Origin of the sequence: Endozoicomonas sp. ONNA2, from assembly GCF_024606365.1 — a bacterium.
Taxonomy (GTDB): domain Bacteria; phylum Pseudomonadota; class Gammaproteobacteria; order Pseudomonadales; family Endozoicomonadaceae; genus Endozoicomonas.
Map to the genome: position 1 here is coordinate 1 of NZ_JAHHPO010000205.1, position 1,968 is coordinate 1,968.

General features: G+C 50.4%; 2 protein-coding genes. Both read left to right on the plus strand.

Annotated features, from left to right (window positions below; all coding sequences use genetic code 11):
* The coding region (locus KDK14_RS03700; RefSeq protein ID WP_257263671.1) for a WD40 repeat domain-containing protein at positions 1-1,545 on the plus strand (1,545 nt) is incomplete at its 5' end.
* Positions 1,546-1,702: 157 nt separating this feature from the next.
* Positions 1,703-1,968, plus strand: a 266-nt coding sequence (locus KDK14_RS03705) for an F-box protein (protein WP_257263672.1), incomplete at its 3' end; no start/stop codon positions are given.

A 1,968-nucleotide genomic window follows, 5' to 3' on the forward strand; every position in this document is an offset into this window, starting at 1 on the left:
TATTTTGCCCGGCTTCCCCGAAGCTTTCGGGAACAGTACCAGCAAACTGCCCTGCGGCAGAAAAAAAAGCTGCTATCGCACCCATTTGCCAGGTCAGCACCACTCAACGGCAGAAAAATATCATTCAGGGACAGGGTAATAAAAAACCTACCGCAGATGTACGCAATTTTGTACCTTGGCACCCTGGGGAAGATGGAACCATGCCCGGCTTACCGTCTGGTTCCGCAATATAAAGTCACGCTTCCCACGTCTGAAGCCAGGCATCCGAATTCTCTTAACAGTCATAATTATGATGTCAGCTTCAGCCCATCCAGTGATCATCTGTTGTTATATGGCAGCTGGTTGAATGACGCCCGAATTCTGGCCAGGGATGATCGGGGGCAATGGTCGCAAGAGCGTCTGAATTGGTCCGATAACAACCGCAGTCGGGTGATTACCGGGGCAACTTTCTCTGCCTGCGCAGGTCGCCTGTTAACCCTGAGCAATGAGGGTTGCGTGAATACCCTGGTGCCTGCTCACCGCTGTTGGGACGAAGTCGACAAGGTAACCTGGTCGGATCAGTTTCTCCTGTTCAGCCGATCGGGGAAGTATATGGTCACCTACACCACGGACTATCCTCTAACCATCCGGTGCATGGGCGAGAATAATGACTGGCTGACAATGCCGGTTTCCGGCCTCCCCGAGTCAAAGGTGCGTGGCAAAGCCATATTCAGTCCATCGGAGCAGCATCTGGCACTGCATGGGCGGACTGAAATAACCATGTTATCCCTGAATGATCATGGAGGCTGGTCAGCACAGAAGTTAACTTTGTTAAGACGCGATAGTATTGATTATGCCAACTTTAGCCAAGTGGAGGATCAGCTTCTGGTGGGTTTTTACTCACATTGGACCAGTGTGGGGCGGGTCTCAATTTACAGTCCGCAAGCATCGGGAAAGTGGCAAGCGACGATAATCTTCCCCAATTATGCTCAGCTTGACTTAAGCCCTGCCGGTAAATACCTGCACACTCGTTATACCCATTGTTATACCCATGACAGTTGTATGATGGAGCTATGGCGCAGACCGAAAAAACTATCTGACTGGTCGCTTAATCATTGCTACCCGGACCTGGATTCTCGATCAAGGGCGTGGCTTGAATCAGCCATAGAACTCAAACATAAAACCACTATAGAAAACGCCCGGTTCAGCCCGTCTGACAGCCACTTAGTGGTCAGTTGTAAAACCGGTACGGTCTATATCTGGGGGAAGAACGAGGCAGACAAATGGTCAATTCAAACCATCACCGATCAATGCGCCCCGGCCACCAAACCCTGCTTTAGTCTGTCTGGCCTGCATGTGCTGTCTTACAACAAAACGATGGCAGGCATCCTGGGGCGCAGTCAGCAAAAGGACTGGCCACTCAAGGGAGTTATCCGGCAAGACGGTATTTTGAAAGCCTGGTTCAACCCACTATCAGAACATGAAGTGGTGGTCCTGAGCCGCACTGAGAATGACAGCATCACTCTGACAGTTTGGGAAATAAACGATGCTGGTACGCCGGATTGAAGGCAAAACGTATTTTGCCGCATTCACAACCTGATGATCAAACTCGTCCTGCCCGAATGCATACTGGTCCGGGAACTTCCGGGCCTTTGGCCTGTCTGTCGAAAATATGAATCAAATGATAATGCTGGTAATCACTCGTCAAGAATGGAGCAAGCCAGTGAACAACCCTCTATCTGCAGGAGCCGTCGGCTTTTCGATTATGCCGGATTGGCCTGCAAATCAGCCTGCCAAAAAAGCGACACCCTCCAACTCAACGTCGACTGTCGTACTCTCGGAGGCCAGCCCGCAAACACAACCACTGCAGCAAAGAAGTATTACTGAACTCCCTCCCGAACTTTTGGTCTTGATTTTTGACTACCTGGAATTCAATGATATCCGCCAGGTAAATGCAACCTGTCTGGCATTTCGGGAAGTGGTTAAAGA